The sequence below is a fragment of the Mitsuokella multacida DSM 20544 genome (assembly GCF_000155955.1).
Classification (GTDB): Bacteria; Bacillota; Negativicutes; order Selenomonadales; family Selenomonadaceae; genus Mitsuokella; species Mitsuokella multacida.
The window spans coordinates 199267-217982 of the sequence record NZ_GG697142.2 but is presented as its reverse complement, the minus strand read 5'-3'; the positions used below and the strand labels follow the sequence as shown (position 1 = coordinate 217982).

The 18716-nt window shown below is 59.6% G+C and carries 20 protein-coding genes; 2 read left to right on the top strand and 18 right to left on the bottom strand.

Features of this window, described 5'->3' with window-relative positions; all coding sequences use genetic code 11:
- Nucleotides 1-8: 8 nt before the first annotated feature.
- From MITSMUL_RS07840 to MITSMUL_RS07805, 8 genes are all read right to left on the bottom strand, one after another.
- Entirely contained in the window at nucleotides 9-671 is a 663-nt protein-coding gene (locus MITSMUL_RS07840; protein WP_040636052.1) for an NfeD family protein, read from the bottom strand.
- Nucleotides 672-864: 193 nt separating this feature from the next.
- Nucleotides 865-1314, bottom strand: a complete 450-nt coding sequence (locus MITSMUL_RS07835; RefSeq protein ID WP_005841553.1) for a GatB/YqeY domain-containing protein — start codon at nucleotides 1312-1314, stop codon at nucleotides 865-867.
- Between the two features lie 78 nt (nucleotides 1315-1392).
- Nucleotides 1393-1575, bottom strand: a complete 183-nt coding sequence (rpsU, locus tag MITSMUL_RS07830; RefSeq protein ID WP_005841552.1) for a 30S ribosomal protein S21 — start codon at nucleotides 1573-1575, stop codon at nucleotides 1393-1395.
- A gap of 122 nt (nucleotides 1576-1697) precedes the next feature.
- Nucleotides 1698-2045, bottom strand: a complete 348-nt coding sequence (locus MITSMUL_RS07825; protein WP_040636051.1) for a histidine triad nucleotide-binding protein — start codon at nucleotides 2043-2045, stop codon at nucleotides 1698-1700.
- A 136-nt stretch (nucleotides 2046-2181) separates the two neighbouring features.
- Nucleotides 2182-3474, bottom strand: a complete 1293-nt coding sequence (gene mtaB / locus MITSMUL_RS07820) for a tRNA (N(6)-L-threonylcarbamoyladenosine(37)-C(2))-methylthiotransferase MtaB (protein ID WP_005841545.1) — start codon at nucleotides 3472-3474, stop codon at nucleotides 2182-2184.
- The gene (locus MITSMUL_RS07815) at nucleotides 3471-4217 is read right to left on the bottom strand and encodes a 16S rRNA (uracil(1498)-N(3))-methyltransferase (protein WP_005841544.1); all 747 of its coding nucleotides are present in this window, start codon (nucleotides 4215-4217) and stop codon (nucleotides 3471-3473) included. The genes mtaB and MITSMUL_RS07815 overlap by 4 nt, the downstream gene beginning before the upstream one ends.
- A complete protein-coding gene (prmA, locus tag MITSMUL_RS07810; protein WP_005841542.1) occupies nucleotides 4214-5158 on the bottom strand; it encodes a 50S ribosomal protein L11 methyltransferase in 945 nt (314 codons plus the stop codon). Before prmA ends, MITSMUL_RS07815 begins: the two co-directional genes overlap by 4 nt.
- A gap of 71 nt (nucleotides 5159-5229) precedes the next feature.
- A complete protein-coding gene (locus MITSMUL_RS07805; RefSeq protein WP_005841539.1) occupies nucleotides 5230-6195 on the bottom strand; it encodes a LysR family transcriptional regulator in 966 nt (321 codons plus the stop codon).
- Between the two features lie 170 nt (nucleotides 6196-6365).
- On the opposite strand from MITSMUL_RS07805, the gene MITSMUL_RS07800 reads away from it, so the two are divergent.
- Nucleotides 6366-7490 carry a 5-methyltetrahydropteroyltriglutamate--homocysteine S-methyltransferase gene (locus tag MITSMUL_RS07800; protein WP_005841537.1) on the top strand — a complete coding sequence of 375 codons (1125 nt, stop codon included), beginning with the start codon at nucleotides 6366-6368 and terminating at the stop codon, nucleotides 7488-7490.
- Nucleotides 7491-7541: 51 nt separating this feature from the next.
- On the opposite strand, the gene dnaJ is transcribed toward MITSMUL_RS07800, so the two are convergent.
- The 8 genes from dnaJ to lepA form a co-directional block, all read right to left on the bottom strand.
- Nucleotides 7542-8717 (bottom strand): molecular chaperone DnaJ, encoded by a 1176-nt coding sequence (dnaJ, locus tag MITSMUL_RS07795; protein WP_005841536.1) that lies wholly within the window; start codon nucleotides 8715-8717, stop codon nucleotides 7542-7544.
- An 88-nt stretch (nucleotides 8718-8805) separates the two neighbouring features.
- Nucleotides 8806-10656: a molecular chaperone DnaK gene (dnaK, locus tag MITSMUL_RS07790; RefSeq protein ID WP_005841535.1), complete on the bottom strand. Its 1851-nt coding sequence runs from the start codon at nucleotides 10654-10656 to the stop codon at nucleotides 8806-8808.
- Between the two features lie 61 nt (nucleotides 10657-10717).
- On the bottom strand, nucleotides 10718-11320 hold the full coding sequence (gene grpE, locus MITSMUL_RS07785) for a nucleotide exchange factor GrpE (protein ID WP_147653026.1): 603 nt from the start codon (nucleotides 11318-11320) through the stop codon (nucleotides 10718-10720).
- A gap of 64 nt (nucleotides 11321-11384) precedes the next feature.
- On the bottom strand, nucleotides 11385-12419 hold the full coding sequence (hrcA, locus tag MITSMUL_RS07780) for a heat-inducible transcriptional repressor HrcA (RefSeq protein WP_040636305.1): 1035 nt from the start codon (nucleotides 12417-12419) through the stop codon (nucleotides 11385-11387).
- Nucleotides 12420-12616: 197 nt separating this feature from the next.
- Nucleotides 12617-12898 (bottom strand): glutaredoxin family protein, encoded by a 282-nt coding sequence (locus MITSMUL_RS07775; protein ID WP_005841529.1) that lies wholly within the window; start codon nucleotides 12896-12898, stop codon nucleotides 12617-12619.
- Nucleotides 12899-12947: 49 nt separating this feature from the next.
- A complete protein-coding gene (locus MITSMUL_RS07770; RefSeq protein WP_005841528.1) occupies nucleotides 12948-13313 on the bottom strand; it encodes a DUF488 domain-containing protein in 366 nt (121 codons plus the stop codon).
- Between the two features lie 74 nt (nucleotides 13314-13387).
- Nucleotides 13388-14539, bottom strand: coding sequence for a radical SAM family heme chaperone HemW (gene hemW / locus MITSMUL_RS07765; RefSeq protein ID WP_005841525.1), 1152 nt, complete (start codon nucleotides 14537-14539; stop codon nucleotides 13388-13390).
- A gap of 10 nt (nucleotides 14540-14549) precedes the next feature.
- Complete coding sequence (lepA, locus tag MITSMUL_RS07760) at nucleotides 14550-16346, bottom strand: translation elongation factor 4 (protein ID WP_005841519.1); 1797 nt, start codon at nucleotides 16344-16346, stop codon at nucleotides 14550-14552.
- Between the two features lie 190 nt (nucleotides 16347-16536).
- On the opposite strand from lepA, the gene rpsT reads away from it, so the two are divergent.
- On the top strand, nucleotides 16537-16803 hold the full coding sequence (rpsT, locus tag MITSMUL_RS07755) for a 30S ribosomal protein S20 (protein ID WP_036374005.1): 267 nt from the start codon (nucleotides 16537-16539) through the stop codon (nucleotides 16801-16803).
- Nucleotides 16804-16871: 68 nt separating this feature from the next.
- Here rpsT and trhA read toward each other — a convergent pair whose 3' ends face one another.
- Together trhA and MITSMUL_RS07745 are read right to left on the bottom strand one after the other, a co-directional pair.
- Nucleotides 16872-17558: a PAQR family membrane homeostasis protein TrhA gene (gene trhA, locus MITSMUL_RS07750; protein ID WP_005841512.1), complete on the bottom strand. Its 687-nt coding sequence runs from the start codon at nucleotides 17556-17558 to the stop codon at nucleotides 16872-16874.
- Between the two features lie 114 nt (nucleotides 17559-17672).
- Entirely contained in the window at nucleotides 17673-18566 is an 894-nt protein-coding gene (locus MITSMUL_RS07745) for a hypothetical protein (RefSeq protein ID WP_005841510.1), read from the bottom strand.
- Between the last annotated feature and the right edge of the window lie 150 nt (nucleotides 18567-18716).

Below are 18716 nucleotides of genomic sequence, written 5' to 3'. Positions count from 1 at the left end.
AACCTGGATCAGGCCTGCTGCTTCGTCGGCGCCTTGGGACTCTGCTCCACGCGGCGCACGACGACGCGGCTGCCCTGTACGGCGACGACCTGGACGAGTTCGCCCTTCGGGATGAACGCGCCTTCCGAGACGACGTCGACGGGATGGCCGGCGAGCAGCGCCGAGCCCGATGGGCGAAGCTCTGTCAGCACCTTGCCGCGCTCGCCGACGAGATGCGGCTCCTCCACCGCGCTGACATAGCCGCGCTTGCTCGTCGACTGGTCCTTGAGCACGAACCGCTTCCAGAGGCGGCTCGCGGGCAGCTGATTGACGACCAGCGCAAAGACGCCGATGGCCGCCACGAGTGCGAGGATCAGGACGGTCACAGCGGCAAAGTTGCCGCCGAGCGCCATGACGAGACTGTAGAGCATGGCCGCCACGCCGACGCCGGCCAAGAGGCCCACTGTCGGCAGCAGCATCTCGACGATGATGCAGAGGATGCCGCCGAGGAACAGCTCGATCTGGAAGAGATCTGCCGCGCCCTTGACGTACTGGCTGCCCCAGAACACGCCAGCTGCGACGAGTCCGAATATGATGCCGGCGCCTGTGCCGCCCGTCTTGACCTCGACGAGTATCGCCAGGAACATGATGGCGAGCAACAGGACCTGCAGGGCAGGCATGGTGATATCCATAAGAAATCCTCCCTTCTGCAAGGAATCTGCAAGAAAGACGAAAGATACAGTAATATACGGTAGTTGTTCCTTCTTCATTAAGATTCGACAAGGCATTCCCAAAAACCTTTTCCATGCGGCAAGAAGCCGATCAGCGCGCAAAAAAGGCTGCCACTTGCGTGACAGCCTTTGCATACGACTTGCCGTGAGCCGCTCAGCCCTGCAGCATGCTGCGGACAATCGTGTTGACGAGCTTGCCGTCGGCACGTCCCTTGACCTTCGGCATCAGCATGCCCATGACCTTGCCCATGTCCTTCGGCGTCGAAGCGCCCGTCTTCTCGACGGCTTCCTTGACGAGCGCGCGGATCTCATCTTCCGAGAGCTGCGCCGGCAGATACGGCATGAGCACATCGATCTCAGCCTGCGTCTTGGCGACGAGGTCTTCGCGGCCGCCCTTCTTGAACTCCTCGATGGAGTCCTTGCGCATCTTGACTTCCTTGCTGATGACGCCGATGACGTCCTCATCGCTGAGCTCCTTATGGCCGCCATCGATCTCGGCCTGGCGGATGGCGCCGCGCACGAAGCGGATGACCGACAGGCGGTCCTTATCGTGGCTCTTCATGGCTTCTTTCATATCAGCTGTGAGCTGTTCTTTGATCGACATGATTATCTTCCTCTCTTCTCAATATAAAAAGGCACCCGCGAATCTCTCAACTCGCAGGCGCCTTGCGCAAATGACGGATTAACCTCTGTACTTGCGTTTACGAGCTGCCTCAGACTTCTTCTTGCGGCGAACGCTCGGTTTCTCGTAATGTTCACGTTTTCTCACTTCAGCAAGCGTGCCAGCCTTCTGGGACATACGCTTGAAGCGGCGGAGAGCACTATCGATCGATTCGTTTTTACCAACTTTGATTTCGTTTGCCATCTATTTTCCCCCCCTCCACTTAACATGGGAGTTTGTGTCGTTAGAATTACACCACACCATTATACAGCAGGGCGCAAGTCACTGTCAACACTCTCCAAAAGTTTTAGAACCTGCGTCAAGGCTCAGCCTGGGGGCCATTGCATAGAGCGGCCGCCAAGGAGGTGGAAATGCAGATGCTTCACGGTCTGACCGCCTTCCTCGCCCGTGTTCGCCACGACGCGGAAGCCTTTCTCGGCAATGCCGAGCTTCTGAGCAAGCTCCGGGATGACATCGACGAGGATGTGCGAGACGAGCGCCTTGTCCTCTTCTTTGAGGGCCAGCAGACTCTCGACGTGCTTCTTTGGGATCACGAGGACGTGCTGCGGTGCCTGCGGCTCCAGATCGCGGAAGGCCACGACCATGTCATCTTCATAGACCAGCGTAGAAGGGATCTCCTTCTGTGCAATCTTGCAAAAGATACAATCTGCCATCTTCATTCACCTCCTTTGACGTAAATGGCACAAAACGGGCGTTCAACGCCCATCTATTAAGACAATATTCGCCGCAATTCGCGGAAAACCTTCTTCTTCTGAAAAAAATCTATCTGCTTTTTCTCGCGTCAAATGGTCAGTGGACACAGTGCGCCCAGACGCCGTCGCGCCATAGCTTGTCGATCTGAACCTTGTAGATTTCGCCGCAGTCGACTGCCTCGTCGGTGTAGACGCGGATGTAGTTGTCCGTCAGGCCATCCGTGATGCCATCCTTCGCGGTCTCAAACAGCACGCGCATCTCGCGGCCGATGAAACTCCGGTGGAATTCCTCGGCCTTGCGGTCGGCCAGAGCCTGCATGCGGTGCACGCGCTCCTTCTTGACGGCTTCATCCACCTGATCCTTGCGCGCGGCGGCCGGCGTTCCCGTGCGGCGCGAATACGGGAAGACGTGCATGCGGGCAAAGTTCATCTTCTCGACGAACGAGAGTCCCTGCTCGAAGTCTTCTTCCGTCTCGCCGGGGAAGCCGACGATGATGTCCGTCGAGATGGCGACGCCCGGCACTTCCTCTTCGATGTGCTCGATGAGGCGCGCGAATTCCTGCGTATCGTAATGGCGGTTCATGTCCTTGAGGACCTTGTCGGAGCCGGCCTGCAGCGGCAGGTGGAGATGGGCGCAGAAGCGCTCGTCTTCGCGGATCAGCGCGAAGAGCTCCGGCGAGAGCTCAATCGACTCGAGCGAGCCGAGGCGCAGGCGCTTGAGTCCCGGCACAGAGAGCACCTCGCGGCAGGCATCTGCCAGCGTGATGTCGCCTGGCAGGTCGCGGCCGTAAGCGCCGAGGTGGATGCCCGTCAGCACGATCTCCTTGAACCCCATGGCGACGAGCTTCTCCGCCTCGCGGTGCACGTGCTCCGGCAGGCGCGACTTGACGGGGCCGCGCGCATACGGGATGATGCAGTACGAGCAGAAATTCTGGCAGCCATCCTCGATCTTGAGGAAGGCGCGCGTGCGCTCGGGGCTGTCGTAGAGCGGGATGTCCTCGAAAGTCTTCGCCTTCATGATATCGGTGATCGTGCCCTGGATGCCGTCTTCCTGCATGGCCTTCTCGACGTAATCGACGATGTGCGCGCGCTCCTTCGTGCCGAGCACGACGCGCACGCCTTCGATGGCCTTGATTTCATCCGGCGCGACCTGCGCATAGCAGCCGCAGACGGCCACGATGGCCTGCGGGTTCTCGCGATGCGCGCGGCGGATGATCTGGCGGCTCTTGCGGTCGCCGAGGCTCGTGACGGAGCAAGTATTGATGACGTAGACATCGGCGCGCGCCTCGAACGGCACGACCTCATAGCCGCGCTGCTTGAAGAGACCCTCCATGGTCTCCGTCTCAAACTGGTTGACCTTGCAGCCAAGTGTGGTCAGAGCAACTTTCAACTTCCCAAATCTCCTTTTTCATACTGAACAATGCTGAGGCCCGCGACCGCCGCCGTCTCAGCGCGCAGGATGCGCGGCCCGAGCGTGACGCTCTGCCCGCCAGCCTTGACGACAGCTTCGGCCTCTTCGAGCGTGAAGCCTCCCTCTGGGCCGATGAGCAGCATGTAGCGCTCCGAGGTCGTGCGCTGCAGGCAGTCACGCACCGATACATTCTCTTCATTCTCATAGCAGAACAGGAACTCCGAATCCATGTCATCCTCGTACCAGGCATGGCTGAGGAAATCTTTCAGCGTCTCGATAGGGAATACCTTGACGAGCACCGTGCGCCCGCACTGCTTGGCCGCCTCATCGGCAATCTTCTGCCAGCGCTGCTGACGCTGCTTTGCCTTCTTCGCATCGTAACGCACGACGCAGTTGTGGCTCGCGACCGGCACGATGCAGTTGACGCCGAGCTCGACGGCCTTCTGCACGACAAAGTCCATCTTGTCGGCCTTCAAGAGGCACATGGCCAGTCCCAGCTGGATGGGCGACTCGGTGTCCGCATCGAGCCGCTCCACGAGTTCCATGGTCACCGCGTCCGAGGTGAATCTTGTCATCTCCATGCGCGCGACCTGGTTCTCATCGTCGACGACGATGACCTCCTGCCCCGGCTTTGCCCGCATGACGTGCATGAGGTGATGCGCATCCGCACCGCGGATCTCGATGGTATCCGCGAGGATGCCCTTGTAGAAAAGTCGTCTCACTTTGCATCCTCCCGACTGATGACCATTGCCGCCCAGCCGTTCTCCTCGATTACCTTGTCGATGGCAAAGCCGTGCGCGAGCGCCGCCTCGGTCACGTCGGCCACGCGCTCATCGATGATACCCGAAGCCAGCAGGTGACCGCCCTCGGCCAGGTGCTCGTCGAGCTCGTCGAACAGACGAATGACGATATCTGCGATGATGTTGGCGATGATGAGGTCCGCCTTGCCCGTGAACGCCTTCAGGAGGTCCGAGACGCCCGTCGTCACGCGGTCCTCGACATGGTTGCGCTCGACATTCTCCTGCGCAACCGTAGCCGCCGTGCGGTCGTAGTCCATCGCGACGACCTCGCCGGCTCCGAGTTTCGCCGCCGCCACGGCCAGCACACCGGAGCCCGTGCCGACGTCGAAGACGCGCATGCCGCCCTTGACGGCCGACTCGAGCTCGCGGATGCACATGGCCGTCGTCGGATGCGTGCCCGTGCCGAAAGCAGCGCCGGGATCGAGGTCGATGACGATGTCGTCGGGGCTCGCCTCATAGTCCTCCCAGGCCGGCTTGATGACGATGAGGCCGCCGACTTTTTCCGTGTGGAAATACGCCTTCCAGTTGTCCGCCCAGTCCTCGTCCTGCACCGTGTGCCATTCAATCCGGCACGACTGAGCGTCGAAGCCATCGATCTTGGCGAGGTCCTGGACGCGCTGCTCAAACGTGCGCAGGCGGTCGTCGAGGTCTTCGTCGACCGGCAGATACGCCTTGATTGTCACGACATTCGTCTGCTCAGCCTTCGGCAGGTCGGAATAATCAAAAAGCCCACTCTCGATATAACTGTTGAGTTCCTCTGGATCTTCGATGACGACACCAGACGCACCGACGTCGTGAAAGATCTCCGCAATGAGGTCGGTCTCCTCGTGTGATGTCCGGATACTGACTTCAGCCCATTTCAAAGCGCATCGTCCTTTCTTTCTCTAAGTCTCTTCATTATAGGGGATAAGTCTGTAAAAAACAAGGGAATCCATCACCGTGCCTGCCTCCCATCGGCATGCACGGCGCTGCCGATGCGCTCGCAGAGCTTCTCGATGTAGCGGCCGGCATAGCGGCTGAGCTTGATGTGGGCATGCGTCAGGTAGCCGATTTCCATGAAGTCATCGACGAGCAGCGGCCGCGCGATGATTTCCTCCCCGTTGAGTTCCTCATTGATGATGCCGCTCGAGATGGTGTAGCCGTCAAGGCCGATGAGCAGGTTGAAGAGCGTCGCCCGGTCCGTGACGATGATGTCCTTGCGTACGGGCAAGGTGCTCTGGATCTCCTCGGCGTAATAGAAGGCATTGTGGGAGCCCTGCTCGTACGAGAGGCGCGGGTAGTCCGCGAGGTCTTCGAGGCGGATGGCATCCTTCTTCGCCAAGGGATTCTTCTTGCTGATGAAGACGTGCGGCTCCGCGCGGTAGAGCGGCGTGAAGCGCAGGCCGTGGTCGAGGATGGCGCGCCTCACGATCGTCTCGTTGGCCGGATTGAGGTAGAGCACGCCGACCTCACTGCGCAGGCCGCCAACATCCTCGAGGATCTTGTAGGTCTCCGTCTCGCGCATGTGGAATTCGTACTCCTTACCCTTGTACTCGCGCAGCAGGTCGACAAAAGCCTCGACGGCAAACGAATAGTGCTGCGACGAGACGCAGAAAAGCTGCTTCTTCGCCCGCTTCTTGCCGTAGCGCTCCCGGATCATCGCCTCCTGCTCGAGCATCTGACGCGCATAGGCGAGGAATTCCTCGCCCTTGACCGTCAGCGTGATGCCCTTGTTCGTGCGCCGAAAAATCGTGATACCGAGCTCTTCCTCCAGTGCGTGGATGGCGGCCGTCAGGCTCGGCTGCGTGATGAAGAGCCGCTGCGCCGCCTCTGTGATGGAACCCGATGAAGCGGCTTCCACGACATAGCGGAGCTGATTGAGTGTCATCTTGTTCTCGCCCCCCTTTGTTATCTTATCCATCTACTCCATCATACCACGGAGCATCTCATTTTGCCATAGAGTGAATCTATGACAAAGTGCCCGTTTTAAATATTTTTCAACGGACGCCTTTTGCGGTAAAGTAGAGCCATCAACCGATTCGGTCCACAGAAACAAGGATTCATCTCGTATACATTCAGGAGGTCATCATCATGAGCAAACATCTTTCCACACCGTTCCGCTTCGATTACGTCGGCAGTTTCCTGCGCCCCGCAAGGCTCAAGGAAGCGCGCCAGAAGTTTTCTGAGCAGGCCATCTCCGCTGATGAGCTCAAGGCCGTCGAAGACGACTGCATCCGCGAGCTCGTCGCCAAGCAGAAGGCGGCCGGCTATCACGTCATCACCGACGGCGAGTTCCGCCGCGCGACCTGGCACCTCGACTTCATGTGGGGCTTTCAGGGCATCGCACATGAGAAGACCGACAAAGGCGTCTGCTTCCACGGCGAACCGGCCCTGATCGACGACACCTGGCTCACGGGCCCGCTCTCCGCCGAGAACCATCCGTTTGTCGAGCACTTCAAGTTCGTGCACGCACTCGAGGACGAGAATACCGTCGCCAAGCAGACGATCCCGGCGCCGGCCCAGTTCTTCCAGCAGATGATCCTACCCGACAACATCGAGCGCACGCGCAAGGTCTACGCGACGGACGAGGCGCTCATCGAGGCCATCGCCGCGGGCTACCGCACGGTCATCCGCGACCTCTACGCAGCAGGCTGCCGCAACCTGCAGTTCGACGACTGCACCTGGGGCGTGCTTGCCGCCGGCGGCAAGAAGGGCGGCAAATTCGCCTACGTCGAAGGCTCTGACCTCAAGAAACTCGCCGAGCAGTTCGTGACGGTCAACAACCTGGCCATCGAGGGAAGCCCCGACGACCTCGTCATCAACACGCACGTTTGCCGCGGCAACTATCACTCCGTCTACTTCGCCAGCGGCGCCTACGACCCGATTGCCGACCCGCTCTTCACGCGCGAGAACGTCAACGCCTACTACCTCGAGTTCGACGACGAGCGCTCCGGCGGCTTTACGTGTCTCAAGGATGTCACACCGGGCAAGAAGGTCGTGCTCGGCCTCATCACGACGAAGCGTCCAGAGCTCGAGGATAAGGCAGCCATCATCGCCCGCATCCACGAGGCAGCCAAGTACGTGCCACTCGAGAATCTCTACCTGAGCCCGCAGTGCGGCTTCGCCTCCTGCGAGATCGGCAACAAGCTCACGGAAGAGCAGCAGTGGGCAAAACTCGCCCTCGTCAAGGAGATTGCCGAGGAAGTCTGGGGCTGAGCAGCAGGCAAAAAAATACGGCTTTGCGATGGATTTCGCAAAGCCGTATTTTTATTTCTTGAAGAAGCGCTTGAGGTCGTCGAGAAAGCTCTTCTGCTCCGGATTGACCTTGTCGCCGCTGATCTCGCCAAACTCGCGCAGGAGTTCTTTCTGGCGTGCAGAGAGGTTTTGCGGCGTCAGCACCTTGATGTGGACGAGCTCGTCGCCGCGTCCCGAACCACGCAGGAATGGGATGCCGTGGTTACGGATGCGCAGGACCTTGCCCGACTGGATGCCAGCCGGGATCTTGAGATCGACGGGGCCGTCAAGTGTCGGCACCTGCACCGAGCCACCGAGTGCGGCCTGTACGAAGGTGATCGGCACTTCGACGATGACATCATTGCCCTGCCGCGTGTAGAGCTTGTGCGGCTTGACGAAGATGTAGACGTAGAGGTCGCCGTAGCCGCCGCCATTGCGGCCCGCCTCGCCGGCACCCGACAGGCGGACGCGCGACCCTTGGTCGACGCCCTTCGGGATCTTGACCGTGACCTTCGAGGTCTCGCGCTTGCGGCCCGTGCCGTGGCAGTCCTTGCACGGCGTCTTGACAATCTTGCCCGTGCCGTGGCAATGCTGGCAGGTCTGCGTGCTCATCATGCGGCCAAAGGCCGTGTTGCGCACGACCTGCTGCTGGCCCGTGCCGTGGCAGTGCGGGCAGGTCTCTGGGCTCGTCCCCGGAGCAGCGCCCGAGCCATGGCAGGTCGTGCACTCGACCGTACGCGGCACCTCGAGCTCCACCGTCTTGCCGAAAGCAGCCTCCTCAAAGGTGATGGAGAGGTCGTAGCGCAGGTCATTGCCGCGCTCCGGGCCCGGCTGACGCGCATGGCGGGCACCGGCACCGCCGAAGAACATGTCGAAGATATCGCCAAAGCCCTCGCCGCCGGCACCTCCGCCGAAGCCGCCGAAATCACTGAAACCACCGAAGCCGCCAGCACCGGCGCCACTAAAGCCGCCCGTGCCGTCAAAAGCTCCTGCACCGAACTGGTCGTACTGCGCGCGTTTCTTCGGATCCTTCAGGACATCGTAGGCTTCATTGATCTCCTTGAACTTCTCCTCTGCCTCTTTCGGGTTGTCCGGATTGAGGTCTGGATGATACTTGCGGGCCAGCTTCTTATAGGCACGCTTGATCTCCTTTTCATCCGCGCTCTTGTCAACGCCCAGCACTTCATAATAATCGCGTTTTTCGCTCACGTTGCACCATCCTTACAGAAAAATTGGGAGTCTTGAGGGAGCCGCCAAGCGGTCCCCCATAGCTCCCAACCTTCAATCCATCATCTGCTTATTTCTTGTCGTCTTTGACTTCCGTGTAGTCCGCATCGACGACATCATCATCGTCTTTCTTCTGCTGCTGAGCGCCCTGGGCGTTCTCGCCGCCAGCCTGCGCACCAGAAGCCTGTGCCTGCTGATAAGCAGCGGCGCTGAGCTCGTAGAGCGGCTTCTGCAGCGCTTCGGTTGCCTTCTTGATGGCTTCCGTATCGTTGCTCTTGATGGCCTCTTTGACCTTCTCGCAAGCAGCCTTGACTTCCGATACCTTGCCGGCATCTGCCTTGTCGCCGAGCTCTTTGATCGTCTTCTCAGCCTGGTAGACCAGATTGTCGGCGTTGTTCTTCGCGTCGATGGCTTCCTTCTGCTTCTTGTCTTCTGCCTCATGAGCCTTGGCTTCATTGACCATGCGGTCGATGTCTTCCTTGCTCATGCCGCTGTCCGACTGGATCGTGATCTTCTGCTCTTTGCCCGTGCCGAGGTCCTTAGCGGAGACATGCACGATGCCGTTGGCATCGATATCGAAGGAAACTTCAATCTTAGGTACTCCACGCGGAGCCGGCGGGATATCCGTGAGTTCGAAGCGGCCGAGCGTCTTGTTGCCGGCAGCCATCTCGCGCTCGCCCTGCAGGACGTGGATATCGACGGACGGCTGGTTATCGGCAGCCGTCGAGAAGATCTGGCTCTTGTGCGTCGGGATCGTCGTATTGCGCTCGATGATCTTCGTGCAGACACCGCCGAGCGTCTCGATACCGAGGGAAAGCGGCGTGACATCGAGGAGCAGGACGTCCTTGACTTCACCGACGAGGACACCGCCCTGGATGGCAGCACCAACGGATACGCACTCATCCGGGTTGACGCCCTTCGACGGCTCCTTGTGCAGGATATTGCGGATAGCATCCTGGACAGCCGGGATACGGGACGAACCGCCGACGAGGATGATCTTGTCGATGTCGTCAGCCGTGAGGTCTGCATCGGCCATGGCCTTGCGCGTCGGGCCCATCGTGCGCTCGACGAGGTCGCTCGTGAGCTCATTGAACTTTGCGCGCGTCAGCGTGAGGTCGAGGTGCTTCGGGCCCGAGGCGTCTGCCGTGATGAACGGCAGGTTGATGTTCGTCTGCGTCATGCTCGAGAGCTCGATCTTGGCCTTCTCAGCAGCTTCCTTGAGGCGCTGGGCAGCCATCTTGTCCTGCGAGAGGTCGATGCCGTTCTCCTGCTTGAATTCGCCGACCATCCAGTCGATGATCTTCTGGTCGAAGTCATCGCCGCCGAGGTGCGTATCGCCATTCGTGGCCTGGACTTCGAACGTGCCTTCCGAGAGCTCGAGAATCGAGACATCGAACGTGCCACCGCCGAGGTCGAAGACGAGGATCGTCTCATCCTTGTCCTTGTCGAGGCCGTAGGCAAGCGCTGCTGCCGTCGGCTCGTTGACGATGCGCAGGACATCGAGGCCTGCAATCTTGCCGGCGTCTTTCGTTGCCTGGCGCTGGCTGTCGTTGAAGTAAGCCGGGACCGTGATAACGGCCTGCGTGACCGTCTCACCGAGGTATGCTTCTGCATCGCCCTTGAGCTTCTGCAGGATCATGGCCGAGATTTCCTGCGGCGTGTAGTCCTTGCCATCAATCGTGACCTTGTAGTTCGGGTCGCCCATGTGGCGCTTGATGGACGAGATCGTGCGGTCCGGGTTCGACACAGCCTGGCGCTTTGCCAGCTGGCCGACGAGGCGCTGACCATCCTTCGTGAAGCCGACGACAGACGGCGTGATGCGGCTGCCTTCCGGGTTCGTGATGACGGTCGGTTCGCCACCTTCCATGACGGATACGACGGAGTTCGTCGTACCTAAATCGATACCAATTACTTTAGACATGGTAACATCCTCCTAAACTGTATGTAAAAACTTGAATCATCTATGTTATTGATCAGGCCGCTCAGTTGGAGACGACCTGGACCATGCTTGGACGGATGACGCGGCCCTTGACCATGTAGCCCTTCTGGAGCTCCTGGGCGACCGTGTCGTCTTCTTTTTCGGGGTCTTCGACCCGCATGACGGCCTGATGGAAGTTCGGATCGAACTTCTGGCCGACGGCTTCGATCTGCTCGAGGCCGTTCTTCTTGAGGACTTCCTGGAACTGCGTGAAGATCATCTCGACGCCCTTCTGGAAGGCCTCCACATCCTTTGTCTCGGCCGCCATGGCGCGCTCGAAGTTGTCGAGCAGCGGCAGCATGTCCTTGCAGAAATTCTGCGTGACGACGGCAGAAATCTCTTCGCGTTCCTTCGCCGAGCGGCGGCGGAAGTTGTCAAAATCTGCCTGGAGGCGCAGCAGGCGGTCCTTCTTTTCCTGAAGGTCACCCGTGAGCTTCTCGACCTGGCCCTTGAGAGCCTCGATCTCTTCCTGCATGGCAGCTGCCTCGCTGGCGGCTTCCTCCGGCGCTTCCTCCTCGGAGCCCTCGGCAGCATCTTCCTGCGCGGCTTCCGCCTCGTCGATTTCCTGCTGCATCTCCTCCAGCTTCTGCTCATCCTTCTTCTTCATTTCATCTTTGATAAATGATGGCAAAATGATCACCTCTTCACTCAATTCCGGGAACCCTGCGGCTCTACCAGTGGAACCGCTTGATGACTTCAGTCAGATTGGAATTCATGTATTCGAGCAGGCTCATGGCCTTCGCGTATTCCATGCGCGTCGGTCCGAGCACTGCGATCGTGCCCAAGAGCTCTCCATCGAGATGGTATGTCGCGGTGATGATGCTGCTGTCCTTGAAGTGGCTGTCCTCGTTCTCCTGGCCAATCGTGACCTCGAGGCCGTCCCCCATATGGGCGTGCAGTACATCCTTCATGAGCTCTTCCTTCTCGAGCACCAACAGCGTCTCCTTGACCTTCTCCACATCGTGGAACTCCGGCTGCTCGAGCATCTGCGTCGTACCGCCGAGGTAGAGGCGCTCCCGCTTGCCCGAATCGAGCGCGCGGTTGATGACTTCGAGAGCCGACTCGTAGAGCGGCTCATCCTGGATCTCATCGCGTATCTTCGCGAGTGCCGGATGGTCGATGGTCGAGAGCGTGTGGCCGGCGAGATTCTTGTTGATGACGCTGGCCATGCGCTGGAAGTCCTCGAAGCGGGCGCCGTCCGGCATCTCGAGGATCTTGTTCTCGATGAAGCCTGCGTCCGTCATGAGCACCGTGATGACGCGCCGGTCGTCGAGCGGCAGGAACTGCAGGCAGCGGAACGCAGCCTGCGTCATCTGCGGCGCGAGGACCAATGAGACGTTCTTCGTCACCTGTGAGATGATGCGCGCCGTCTCCTGGAACACCTCGTCGATGCGCTTGACGCGCGCCCTGTACCAGCGGTTGATGAGCTCTTTCTCCTCATCGCTCACAGGCTTCGGGGGGATCAGTCCGTCTACGTAGAAGCGATATCCCTTCGACGATGGGATGCGTCCGGAAGAGGTATGCAGCTGCTCGAGATAGCCTAGCATCTCGAGGTCCGCCATCTCGTTGCGGATGGTTGCCGGACTCACGCCGAGGTCATACTTCCTGGCCAGCGTCCGCGAGCCTACCGGCTCAGCTGACTCGATGTAATCATCGACGATAGCCTGCAGCACGCGTTTCTTGCGCGCATCGAGTTCGTCCTTCATCTGCATGCCCCCTTCCTTCTGTTTTCATCCCTGTTAGCACTCTATCGTATCGAGTGCTAACTTTGAATCTATAAAGAATATACACCGAAAAAAACAAAAAGTCAACACCTAAAAGTCAAAAAGTCAAAATTATTTTCGACTTTTCTCCCGCAAATGAAAAAAGACTGCCAATCGGCAGTCTCCCGCATCGCGTGCAGTCACTTCGCCTCTTCAAAGGCGCTCGCGACAGCAGCCTTGATCGTGTCGTAGGTATCACCCGGCTGCGCCTCGTAGACCTTGCGGCCCTCGATGAAGAGGCTCGGCACGTAGTAGTAGTCCTGGGCATACGCCTTGGCGAGCTCCGGCTGCTCATTCTCGTCGATGATCTCGACCTCGATACCTGCATACGCCGGCTGCTCAGCGCGCAGCTCTTCGATGGCCTCTGCGGCCTTTGCGCAGTACGGGCAGCCCTGCATCTTGATCATGGTGATCTTCTTCATAGAAATCTTCCTCTCTATCTTACTTCTATACTCAACTTCTCTGTCTTGTTCAACCGATCTTCTGGCGCAGCCAGGCGGCGAGGACAAGTGCGTGGTTCTCCTGCTGGTTCTTCGCAGCATAGAGCAGTGTCACGTTCTGCGTCTTGAGCCATTCCCGGCAGCGCTCGGCAAAGGCCGCTGCGCCTTCGCTCGCTTCCAGTTCTTCGGCGTACCCCTCGCGGAAGCCGGCAAAGGGCATCTCGCCGCGGTGGTAGAGCGTCCGCAATTCACTTGACGGCGTGACCTCCTTGGCCCAGACATCGTAGGGCAGGTCGGCCTTGCGGATGCCGCGCGGCCAGAGGCGGTCGACGAGCACGCGCACGCCATCGCTGGGCTCTGCCGCTTCATAGACGCGCTTAAGATGGATTTCATGCATGAGTATGCGCTTCCTTTCTTTGCCTCTACCTTACCATCTGCCCGCGAAAGATTCCGTGACCCGCATCACAAAAGTCAGAGCAGGAATTCCTCGAAGGCCATATTGCCGTACTTCATGCCGAGCGGCGTCAGATGGACGCCTGCTTCATCCGCTTCGAGAAGGCCCTGGCGCTTGAGCTTGGCGATGGCACCGGCGTAGACGGCTTCGAGCGGCATGCCGAACCGCCGCTCGAAGCGCGCCCTGTCGATGCCGCACGCCGTGCGCAGGGCGAGAAAGGCGAATTCCTCCATGGCGATCTCGCGCGTCATCGCCTCTTCCTGCCGCCGCACGCCCTTCCCCGTGCGGATGCCCTCGATGTAGGCGGGAATCTCCCGCACGTTCTCATACCGCTGTCCCTCGAGGTACGAATGCGCCGCCGCACCGACACCGAGGTAGGACACATCCTGCCAGTACGAGAGATTGTGGCAGCTCTCAAAGCCCGGCTTGGCAAAGTTCGAGATCTCGTAGCGCGCGTAGCCGTGCGCCGGCAGGAACGCGGTCATCGTGTCGTACATGCGCTCGACGGTATCTTCGTCGGGCAGTGCGAGCCTGCCCATCTCCTGCATCTTCGCGAAAGCCGTGCCTTCTTCGAGCTGCAGGCCGTAGATGGAGATATGCTCCGGCTCTAAGGCGACCATCGCTTCAAGGTCCCGCTCGAGATCTGCAAGGCTCTCGCCCGGCAGGCCGTAGATGAGGTCCATGCTGACATTCTGGAAGCCTGCCGCGCGCGCAAGGGCCATCGCCTCTCGCGCCTGCGCTCCCGTGTGGATGCGTCCGATCTTCTTGAGCAGAGTATCGTCAAAGGTCTGCACGCCGAACGAGAGTCGGTTGACGCCGCCCGCGCGCAGAGCCCTGAGCTTCGCCGCGTCGACCGTCCCCGGGTTGCACTCCACCGTGAACTCCCGGTCCGCCGCATCGCCGAACACATCGGCGATGGCCTGCAGGATCTTCTCGAGCAGTCCTGTCGGCAGCAGGCTCGGCGTGCCGCCGCCCATGTAGATGGTCCGAGGGCTGCCCCACTTCTCCCGATAAAGGACGCCCTGCACCGCGAGCTCGCGGCACAGGGCGTCCGTATAGTCTGCCTCATAGCGCTCCCGCCCCGCGAAGGACGGGAAGTCGCAGTAGAAACACTTCTGGCGGCAAAACGGGATGTGGATGTAGAGGCCCCATTGCTGTTTTCTCATCATGCATCCCCCATCAGTCGATCTTCAAGATGGCCATGAAGGCTTCCTGCGGCACTTCGACGCTGCCGACGGCCTTCATGCGCTTCTTGCCTTCCTTCTGCTTCTCGAGCAGCTTGCGCTTGCGCGAGATATCGCCGCCGTAGCACTTGGCGAGCACGTCCTTGCGGCGGGCGCGCACGTTCTCGCGCGCGATGACCTTCGACCCGATGGCAGCCTGGATTGGGATCTCGAACATCTGCTGCGGGATGATCTCCTTGAGCTTGGCTGCGAGCTGGCGGCCGCGCGATGCCGCGCGGTCCTTGTGCACGATGGTCGAGAGCGCATCGACAGGGTCTCCATTCAAGAGGATGTCGACCTTGACGAGCTTCGACTCCTTGTAGTCCGCGAGCTCGTAGTCGAGCGAAGCGTAGCCGCGCGTCGCCGATTTCAGGCGGTCGAAGTAGTCGAAGATGATCTCATTGAGCGGGATGTGGTAGGTGATCATGACGCGGTTCGTGTCGAGATAGTCCATGCCCTTGAACTCGCCGCGCTTGTCCTGCGAGATCTCCATGACGGCACCGACGAAATCGTTCGGCACGATGACCGTCGCCTTGACGTACGGCTCCTCGATATGCTCGATCTCCGTCTGCGGCGGCAGCTCGGCCGGATTGCTGACCTTGATCATCGTGCCATCCGTCTTGTAGACGTGGTAGATGACGGACGGCGCCGTCGTGATGAGCTTGAGGTTGTACTCGCGCTCGAGGCGCTCCTGGATGACATCCATGTGCAGCAGGCCGAGGAAGCCGCAGCGGAAGCCGAAGCCCAAGGCGACAGACGTCTCCGGCTCGAAGACGAGTGCCGCATCGTTGATCTGCATCTTCTCGAGTGCATCCTTGAGGTTGTCGTAGTCGGAGCTCTCGACCGGATAGAGGCCGCAGTATACCATTGGGTTGACGCCGCGGTAGCCCGGCAGAGGCTCGCTTGCCGGATTGTCGGCATAGGTGATCGTATCGCCGACGCGCACGTCGCGCACGTCCTTGAGAGAGCCCGCGACAAAGCCGACTTCGCCGACATCGAGGTAGCCGAGGTCGACGGGCTGCGGCTTGAAGCAGCCGACATCCGTGACCTCGAATACCTTGCCGGAGTTCATGAGCTTGAGCTTCATGCCCTTCTTGATGTGGCCCTGCATGACGCGAATGTGCGCGATGACGCCCTTGTACGAATCAAAGAACGAGTCGAAGATCAGGGCCTGCAGCGGCGCGTTCTCGTTACCCTCCGGCGCGGGGATGTAATCGACGATCGAGTCGAGGATCTCCTCGATGCCGATGCCGGCCTTGGCCGAGGCCAGCACGGCGTTCGACGTGTCGAGGCCGATGACATCCTCAATCTCCTTCTTGACGCGCTCCGGGTCAGCGCTCGGCAGGTCAATCTTGTTGATAACCGGGATAATCTCGAGGTCGTGCTCGAGCGCCATGTAGACGTTCGCGAGCGTCTGCGCCTCGACACCCTGCGCCGCATCGACGACGAGCAGAGCGCCCTCGCAGGCTGCGAGGCTGCGCGAGACCTCATAGGTGAAGTCGACATGGCCCGGCGTATCGATGAGGTTGAGCTCATACTCCTCGCCGTCCTTGCCCTTGTAGTTCAGGCGCACCGTCTGCGACTTGATGGTGATGCCGCGCTCGCGCTCGATGTCCATGTTGTCGAGGACCTGCGCCTCCATCTCACGCTTCGACAGCGTGCCCGTATACTCGATCAGGCGGTCCGCGATCGTCGACTTACCATGGTCGATGTGCGCAATGATCGAGAAATTGCGGATATTCTTATTCTGCATAATCTACTCCTCAATATCATATAGGATCAGCTCGCTGCCGCTTCGGCAGCTGCTGTACACTCCCCAAAAATTTCTTTCATTATATCATTGCCCTCGCTCTGCTTGCAAGAAATGGAAAGAAATAGTTGCTTTTTCATTTGACCCATGATATTATACTTAGGTAACGACATTAATTAAGGGGGTGAACTACTTGCCGAATATCAAAGCATCTATCCTGAGTGTGAAATCCGACGCTAAGCGCCATGCAAAGAACGCTGCCGAGAAGTCCCGTGTACGCACTGCTTCCCGCCGTGTCCTCGATGCTGTTGAGGCTGGAAACGCTGATGAAGCGAAATCCCTCCTTACGGTTGCATGCAAGACGATCGACCAGGCCGCTGCAAACAAGGTTTATCACAAGAACGCTGCTGCCCGCAAAAAGTCCCGTCTGGCTCGCAAGGTCAACGCACTGGCTAAATAATCTTTGCAGATAAGATAGAAAAGGCCCGCTCTTCGGAGCGGGTCTTTTTCGTGTCTCAATATAGGAGCTCAGATCATCGCGATGGCTGAGCGCACGACTTCTGGCAGTGGCAGCACGAAGTGGAATACCGTGTAGAAGTGGATGGCGCTGCCGCCCATGACGAAGAGGTGCCAGATGACGTGGCTGTAGGGCAGGCGGCGCGCCAGGTAGAAGATTGCGCCAACCGAGTAGCAGAGGCCGCCAGCGACGAGCCACCAGATGGCCTCGATTGGCAGCGTCTCCAAGAGCGGCTTGACCATGAAGACGGCAAACCAGCCCATGCCGAGATAGCAGAGCGTGCGCACGATGCGGAAGCGCTTCGCCGCAAAGCACTGGAAAACGATGCCGACGAGCGCCATGCCCCAGACGAGGCCAAAGATGGTCCAGCCGAAGCTGCCGTGCAGCGGGATCAGTGCAAACGGCGTGTAGTTGCCCGCGATCAGCACGAAGATGGCCGCGTGGTCGATGACCTTGAAGACCGACTTGACCTTGAGATTCGTGAAGCTGTGGTAAAGCGTCGAAGCGAGATACAGCAGGATCAGCGAGATGCCGTAGACGAGGCAGCTCGTCGTGTGCCAGACGCCGCCATCCGCATAATAGACCAACATGCCGATGAGCGCCGCCACCGCGAGCGCCGCGCCCACGCCATGCGTGACCGCATTGAGTATCTCTTCTAGTGTGACAGGTGCCTTTAAGGCAGCCGTGTGTTTTATCATGTAAAAGCCTCCCCTCTCATGTGAGGATCATATCATTCGACTCTCCCATTATCCTTGATTTCCTGTCCGTTGTAAACCATCAGGAGAGGCTTTGCGAAGGCGCATGAAGGCGCATCAGGCCGCTACTGGCCAGTGGATTGCGCGCGCACCCTCTGGCACGACGACCGCTGCGTTGTAGGCGATGCTCAGGCGCGTCGCCTCCTCTACTTCCTCAGCCGAGGAAGCCGGATTGCGGCGGATCTCATAGACGGCATGCGATGCCTGCTTGACCGCGAACGACTGCGGCGTGTGGAACTGCAGCTCGACGCGCACGCCCGCCGGACTCATGAGGTGGACGTTGACGCCCTGATAGAACTTGCCGCCCCAGGCATTGCGGAACTTCTCGACGCGGTAGCCCTTCTCGGTCAGTGCGGCCATCGCCTGCGGCACCATCGTGCTGTAGTCTGCATCGGAGCAGGTCAGCGTGTAGCGCAGGACGTCGCTGATGCCTGCGGCAGCCGTAGCGAGGCTCACCTGATCCTCATCGGCATCGCTCGTGATCTTGCGGGCCAGGCTGTCTGTGCTCTTGAGGCGGTAGTCCAGCCCCTGAAGCTTGGCCGACGAGCGCTCAAGCGTCCGCATGTCCGCCGTGACCTCCGGCTCGGCCAGCGCAGCCTTGCGGCGCAGTGCCAGTGCCAGAAGGCGGCTCTGCTCCTTGCGCGCGAGCTTCTTGTCGCCGCGCAGCTGGCGCAGGTCCGCTGCACTCGCCACGGTCACGATTGGGCTGACGCTCTCCTCCGGGTCCACCGGTGCTGCATAAGTCGGCAGTACGTGGATTGGCGCGAGTACGGCCATGATCATCATGACGGCGGCCGTCAGGCTGCGCATCCACCGGCTCGCCCCCGTGATGCGGTGGGAGAACTGCTCCGGCTTGAATTTGCGGAACGAACGCGCGAGATGGCGTGCACTCTTCTTCGACTGTTTCAACGGCTCTATGTAGGTTTCTGGCATTTCTTGTGCTGCTTTCATATCGATTCCCTCCAGACGATGGACCGTCTCTTGTTCTCTGCTTACAGTCTTATCATAGCAGGCGAAACTTGAAAACAACTGGTTGCTCCTGAAAACTATATGAAAATAGAAAAAATCGGCCGAATCCAGGCCGATTTTTTATTGCTCGTA